Below are 6,139 nucleotides of genomic sequence, written 5' to 3'. Positions count from 1 at the left end.
CATCTACCTTAACTTGATGATTTTTATCTAAATTATCAGGGGATTCCTCAGGGCTTTGCAATGAAAGCACTAATAATCAGCTTATTCGTTTTGACATATAGTCAATTATCGCATGGAAAAAATCTAGTAATCGGTGTGGAAAATATTGATTATTATCCTATTTATTTCATTAAATCTGGTGAATATGCTGGCTATGCAAGAGAACTGCTTGACCATTTTGCAAAAGAATACAATCACACCATAACATACCGGCCACTACCCATTATTCGCCTTTTTCAAGAACTGGTTGACCAAAAAATAGATTTAAAATTTCCTGACAACCCAAACTGGGGAGGTAAGTTTAAGAAAGAAAGCACGGTATCATACAGTCAGTCCACACTTAGTTATATCGACGGTATCATGGTTACCGCCGATAAACTTGGTCAAACTAAACTCAAAACTTTAGGCATAATGAGAGGTTTTACACCTTATGCGGTCATTGATGAGGTAAATCAAGGAGCAATTAAGGTCAAGGAGTTCAATAGCATTAAAACTCTTATCAGTATTTTCCTTAATAGAAACGATGTTGAGGGTATATATTTTAATGTTGCCATAGCAAGCTATACCATGAGATCACTTGGGATCGATGATGAAATGATCGCCTTTGATTCCTCTCTCCCACATATCAATGGTGATTACTTTCTATCGACAGTAAAACATACAGATATCATCAAAGAGTTTGATGAGTTCTTGGAAAAAAATTCTTCATTTGTTGAAAAATTGAAAGAAAAGTACAGCCTAAATTAAAAGAGCTTTAGATAGTTAATCTCTATAACAATTCCCCTTAGGCTAAATAGGAAGTGATTGCTCAATTACACTCTATGTGCATACTTTTGCTAGCAAGATTCACAACTCTATGTCCTAAACAAATGAAAATAGAAAGAAAAGTAGTCTTGGGCCTTTAGGTGAATACAATGGCAAAAATTTGTCACCCAAAGACTTAAACTTGATAAAGGGATTAATCATTTTGACTATTTCAAACGGTCCAATCGAGGTCTTCTCAGAAAAATCGTGTTCAGACTTACTCAAAGAAAGTTATTTAAAAGTATTCCAAGAGGCTCCTTGGGACAAATACTTACACAGACAATGCCAATTAGAGTGGATAACCAATCAAGAAGATTTGTTTGGCTCATCAATGCTCACTGTTCGTGATAAACACGAGTTTTACCTTGGCATTTTATCCGTCGACGAGCTTGTTAAAAAGTTAAGCTCTAGCATTGACTTAGAGGAGGTTAAACACTCAATAGAAATGATAAAACCCTCCAGAAAAAGATTTATCAGCAGTGCAATCGCAACCATAGTTGACGGCAATATAACTGGCCTACAGAGGGTCAAAACCAAACCATTTGGGCAAGCATTGGCAGAGATTGAACATAGCGAAAAGATCGATTTCAGAAGCTTACCACGAATATTTACAGAACTACCGCAGCAGTATTTTAACGATGACCTTATACGCTTTATCGAGTCCAACATCAGAAGAGCGGTACAAAGTAATCCCAAAATAAAGATGTTAAACATCACTGTTCATCACACCTGTATTGTCTGTGACAAGGACAACTATGGAACAAATTCTCCAGAAGGTATACACCAAGATGGCAGTGATTACCTAGTGTCAGCTTATGTCCTAGAGCGCTGTAACATAGAAGGTGGAGCTAGTGTTATTTTTGGCGAAGATAAATCATCTGAAATACTACGCACAACTCTAGATGCCGGATATGGGATATTCCAGCCCGACCTTCATACCAGCTTATGGCATTATGTCGAACCAATTGAAGTGGCTAAAGACGCATCATTGGGTTGGCGCTCGTCTGTGGGTCTAGATCTCGATATTATGGAATTGTATCCCTGACAATATGAGCTTTGGTCGTGTTAATACTAATGGTCGTTGTGCTATGTTAGCTCTGTTGATAAGCCTTAGCTAAAGACCCTTCGAACATGCAGTTAAATAACTTAATCGCCAAACAAATTGTTGATCGCACGACCAAAATCATTCAATACCCTGTAAACGTCATGGATGAGCATGGGCAAATCATTGGCTCTAGTGATCCAAGCCGATTAAACAAACTCCATGACGGTGCCCTATTGGCCATCCATGATAATCGCATTGTCGAAATCAGTGATGAGACTGCAAAGACTTTAATGGGAGTAAAACAAGGCATTAATTTACCCATTTTGCATCACAACAAGGTCATTGGGGTGGTCGGCATTTCGGGCAATCCTGACGAGGTACGACGTTTTGGAGAAATGGTCAAAATGACTGCTGAGTTGATTGTCGAGCAAGCAGACTTAATGGCTCAGATTCAATGGAATAAGCGTCATCGTGAAGAACTCCTGTTACAGCTGATTCAAGGCTCCACATTAAATGAAACGCAATTGCTATCCATTGCTGAAAGATTAGACCTAGATCTGTCTCAGCCAAGAGTGGCTGCAGCCATTAAAGTGATACCAAAACAAGGGCATCCTCTAACACTAGAGCAGCTACAAAAGCTGGTCCATCTACTGGAATACCCTGAACGAGATAACATAGTCGGTATTGTGTCAGTATCGCAAAACGAAGTGGTGGTACTCAAACCCATCACTGTCGTTAACCAATCATGGAGCAAAACAGAAGAGAACAAGCGAATCAAACGCCTACTCAAACGAATCAGCCAAGAGGCAGATTTTTCAATTCAAATTGCCATAGGAGACTATTTTCCCGGCTTAGTTGGCTTGTCTCGCTCTTACGAAACAGCGAAGGCTACCCTATCTTGTAGTAGTAGCAAACAAGCCATCCTTTTTTATCAAGATCACAAACTATCGGTTCTCATTGATGGTTTGATGCAGGATGAATGGCGTAAAGCACAAGTCAGCCAACCTATATATCTATTAAAACAAAAAGACGCCAAAGGCACTTTGATTAATACTCTGGCTGTATTTTTTGCACAAAATTGCGATCTTGCTCAAACTTGTGCAAAGCTCCATATCCATCGTAATACATTAAGATACCGCCTAGAAAAAATAGAACATATAACCAGCCTTAAAATCAATAATATAGATGAAAAAACTCAACTTTATTTGGCTTTAAAGTGTATGTAAATCCTCCATATTAATTGTGCAATTGTACAAAAAAATATCATTAACATCAGGAAATATTGTCATTTTGCCTAAAGATTTCTATTTACTCATCACTTAGTCTGCGTTCAGTTTCATCAGTAAGCGAGAATAAAAATAAAATGATAGAAGTCACCACTCTTGGCGCGTTAACCGCTTTAGTTGTCGCCATTACCCTTATACTTAAAAAAGTCCCGCCTGCATATGGAATGATCATCGGTGCTCTGATCGGTGGTGTTGTTGGTGGGGTCTCTCTCACAGAAACTGTCGGTTTGATGATTGGCGGCGCACAAGGCATTGTTACGGCAGTACTGCGCATACTCGCAGCTGGTGTACTCGCAGGCGTACTGATTGAATCAGGTGCAGCAACCTCAATAGCAGAAACCATAGTCAAAAAAGTCGGTGAAACGCGCGCTTTACTGGCTTTGGCCATTGCAACCATGATCCTCACTGCTGTGGGAGTGTTTGTTGATGTAGCGGTTATTACCGTCTCTCCGATTGCCCTTGCCATCGCTCGCCGCGCCGATCTATCAAAAACTGCTATCTTATTGGCCATGATTGGTGGTGGTAAAGCAGGTAACGTCATGTCTCCTAATCCCAATGCCATTGCAGCAGCAGATGCCTTTGACGTACCCCTTACATCAGTAATGGCAGCAGGTATTATTCCTGGTCTGTTTGGCTTGGTATTAGCCTACCTGATTGCAAAAAAACTAGTCAACAAAGGCTCAAAAGTCGAAGCAACTGAAGTCGTCGATATCGACCATTCTCGCATCCCCAGTTTCAAGCTTGCCATTGTCGCCCCTTTGGTCGCTATCGTCCTTTTATCACTTCGCCCCATTGCGAGTATTAATATTGATCCTCTCATTGCCCTGCCCCTGGGCGGATTGATTGGCGCGCTTGTTATGGGACGCTTTGCCGACACCAACCATTTCGCCGTTTCAGGGCTTAGCCGAATGGCACCTGTCGCGGTAATGCTGCTTGGCACAGGCACCTTGGCTGGCGTTATCGCTCACTCAGGACTAAAAGATGGTTTGATTGATGTGCTCACCGCCTCAGGTCTACCTTCCTTTCTACTTGCTCCGATTTCAGGCGCTATGATGTCATTAGCAACCGCATCTACAACGGCCGGCACAGCTGTAGCGTCCTCTGTATTTAGTGAAACCATTTTACATCTAGGTGTACCCGCTTTGGCTGGGGCGGCTATGATTCATTCAGGTGCAACTGTACTTGATCATATGCCTCACGGCAGTTTTTTCCATGCCACTGGCGGCGCACTTCATATGGATATTAAAGAACGCTTAAAGCTCATTCCCTACGAGTCTGTCGTCGGCCTTATGATTGCCTTTGTTTCAACAATGATGTTTGGTGTGTTTGGTTGGTTTGTTTAAAACCCCAGTACTGCTTAGATGCAAATTAACCTTAGTTTGAGGATAGAAAATGAAAATTGTCATCGCACCTGATTCTTACAAAGAAAGTTTAACCGCAATGGAAGTTGCCACTGCGATTGAACAGGGCTTTAAAAAGGTTATTCCAGATGCACAATACATTAAGTTGCCAATGGCTGATGGCGGTGAAGGTACAGTGCAATCACTAGTGGATGCAACGAATGGAAGTATTTTAACCGCTAAGGTTACAGGTCCATTGGGTGAAACTGTTGAAGGTTTCTATGGATTATTAGGTGACGGCTCTACCGCTGTGATTGAAATGGCTGCAGCATCTGGCCTTCACCTCGTGAAGCCTGCCGAACGTAATCCTATGCTTACCACCACATTTGGCACTGGCGAGCTGATTAAGCAAGCATTAGATTCAGGTATCACACATATCATTCTCGGTATTGGTGGCAGTGCAACCAATGATGGTGGCATGGGCATGGCACAAGCACTCGGCGCTCGTTTCTATGATAAATCAGGCTCAGACTTGGGATATGGAGGTGATGCTCTATCTGAACTAGCAAGAATCGATCTATCCGGCTTAGACAAGCGTTTAGCAGATGTAACACTGGAAGTTGCCTGTGATGTTGACAATCCGTTATGCGGCCCTAAAGGCGCATCCCATGTTTTTGGCCCACAAAAAGGCGCCACACCAGAAATGGTGGAGCAACTTGATACAAACCTTGCCCACTTCGCTGATGTGATTAGTCAAACGACTGGCAGAGAAGTGATCAACCAAGCGGGAGCTGGTGCAGCAGGTGGGCTAGGTGCGGCGCTGCTTGGTCTATTGAATGCAAAGTTGCGCGCTGGAATCAATATTGTGACGGACTTTGTAAAGCTTGAACAAGAAGTCAAAGACGCCACTCTGGTGATTACAGGTGAAGGGCGTATCGACAGCCAAACCATTTATGGTAAAACACCAATTGGCGTAGCTAGGATTGCTAAAAAGTATCAGCTACCCGTTATTGGTATTGCGGGAAGCGTGTCTAAGGACTGTCATGTGGTGCACAAGCACGGTATCGATGCGGTTTATAGTGTTGTCCTTGGTGCGACTGACCTTTCCAGCGCGTTAAAAGAAGCAAAATTAAACATTGAAATAACAGCACGAAATATAGCCACAGCGCTCGCGCTCCGTCTGAAATAACCCTCAGAGTTTACAGTGTAAAGGCCGCTATTTTGCGGCCGATGATACTTGTTGAACTTTACCTAAACCTAGCCTATTTGGCTATTCAATATTAATGACCAAATAGGCCGAGCCTTTAATATCAATACTTTTTATTGTTTTATACCCAAAGCTTTCCCCATAGTCAGTCAACATAAACACGGTTGCTTTTACATTATCTGTCGCTAAAAGCGTTTTAAATGCTTCTGGATTACTTTCAAGCGTTACTCTTATTCCATTCGCACGCGCGACCCTACCTCCGATAGCGTCAATCACCTGCTGTGTACCACTATTTTCGATGCTCGCTTGAATCGACATTGTTAAGTTCTTGGGATCAACTTTGGCTGCTAAGTACGCGTTATACAGTAAGCTGGCGGTGAGCCCCATTTAACTGAAAGCTGGCACCGACTAAAAATAG

General features: G+C 42.2%; 6 protein-coding genes. 5 read left to right on the top strand and 1 reads right to left on the bottom strand.

Annotation, left to right across the window (positions count from 1 at the left end; genetic code table 11):
• Positions 1-60 precede the first annotated feature (60 nt).
• From AAFM34_RS20200 to AAFM34_RS20180, 5 genes are all read left to right on the top strand, one after another.
• Positions 61-786: a transporter substrate-binding domain-containing protein gene (locus AAFM34_RS20200; protein ID WP_341665957.1), complete on the top strand. Its 726-nt coding sequence runs from the start codon at positions 61-63 to the stop codon at positions 784-786.
• 220 nt (positions 787-1,006) lie between these two features.
• Positions 1,007-1,888, top strand: a complete 882-nt coding sequence (locus AAFM34_RS20195) for a 2OG-Fe dioxygenase family protein (protein ID WP_341665955.1) — start codon at positions 1,007-1,009, stop codon at positions 1,886-1,888.
• Positions 1,889-1,974: 86 nt separating this feature from the next.
• A complete protein-coding gene (locus tag AAFM34_RS20190) occupies positions 1,975-3,114 on the top strand; it encodes a sugar diacid recognition domain-containing protein (RefSeq protein WP_341665953.1) in 1,140 nt (379 codons plus the stop codon).
• 137 nt (positions 3,115-3,251) lie between these two features.
• On the top strand, positions 3,252-4,517 hold the full coding sequence (locus AAFM34_RS20185; RefSeq protein ID WP_341665951.1) for a GntP family permease: 1,266 nt from the start codon (positions 3,252-3,254) through the stop codon (positions 4,515-4,517).
• Between the two features lie 49 nt (positions 4,518-4,566).
• On the top strand, positions 4,567-5,703 hold the full coding sequence (locus AAFM34_RS20180; RefSeq protein ID WP_341665949.1) for a glycerate kinase: 1,137 nt from the start codon (positions 4,567-4,569) through the stop codon (positions 5,701-5,703).
• Between the two features lie 81 nt (positions 5,704-5,784).
• Here the strand turns inward: AAFM34_RS20180 and AAFM34_RS20175 are convergent, their stop codons facing one another.
• The gene (locus AAFM34_RS20175) at positions 5,785-6,039 is read right to left on the bottom strand and encodes a hypothetical protein (RefSeq protein ID WP_341665947.1); all 255 of its coding nucleotides are present in this window, start codon (positions 6,037-6,039) and stop codon (positions 5,785-5,787) included.
• Positions 6,040-6,139: the final 100 nt, after the last annotated feature.

The organism is Vibrio sp., assembly GCF_038138445.1.
In the GTDB taxonomy this organism is placed as follows: Bacteria; Pseudomonadota; Gammaproteobacteria; order Enterobacterales; family Vibrionaceae; genus Vibrio.
This window is presented reverse-complemented; position numbering and strand designations above follow the sequence as displayed.

Excerpts from the sequence above, each read along its gene's own strand:
- AAFM34_RS20185 (WP_341665951.1), top strand. The coding sequence starts at position 3,252 with ATGATAGAAGTCACCACTCTTGGCGCGTTAACCGCTTTAGTTGTCGCC.
- AAFM34_RS20180 (WP_341665949.1), top strand. The coding sequence starts at position 4,567 with ATGAAAATTGTCATCGCACCTGATTCTTACAAAGAAAGTTTAACCGCA.
- AAFM34_RS20175 (WP_341665947.1), bottom strand. The coding sequence starts at position 6,039 with ATGTCGATTCAAGCGAGCATCGAAAATAGTGGTACACAGCAGGTGATT.
- AAFM34_RS20190 (WP_341665953.1), top strand. The coding sequence starts at position 1,975 with ATGCAGTTAAATAACTTAATCGCCAAACAAATTGTTGATCGCACGACC.
- AAFM34_RS20200 (WP_341665957.1), top strand. The coding sequence starts at position 61 with ATGAAAGCACTAATAATCAGCTTATTCGTTTTGACATATAGTCAATTA.